The organism is Bacillus cereus group sp. BfR-BA-01441 (assembly GCF_022663075.1).
GTDB classification, from domain to species: Bacteria; Bacillota; Bacilli; order Bacillales; family Bacillaceae_G; genus Bacillus_A; species Bacillus_A cereus.
Genome location: NZ_JAKUEU010000447.1, coordinates 1 through 216, shown reverse-complemented (window position 1 = coordinate 216; position 216 = coordinate 1). Strand labels below are relative to the sequence as shown.

The following is a 216-nucleotide window of genomic DNA, read 5'->3' as shown; positions in this document are numbered from 1 at the left end:
CGTAGACCCGAAACCAGGTGATCTACCCATGTCCAGGGTGAAGTTCAGGTAACACTGAATGGAGGCCCGAACCCACGCACGTTGAAAAGTGCGGGGATGAGGTGGGGGTAGCGGAGAAATTCCAATCGAACCTGGAGATAGCTGGTTCTCCCCGAAATAGCTTTAGGGCTAGCCTTAAGTGTAAGAGTCTTGGAGGTAGAGCACTGATTGGACTAG

The 216-nt window shown here is 52.3% G+C and carries 1 rRNA gene; it reads left to right on the top strand.

Features of this window, described 5'->3' with window-relative positions:
- Positions 1-216, top strand: a 23S ribosomal RNA gene (locus MR107_RS31145); the annotation flags it as partial.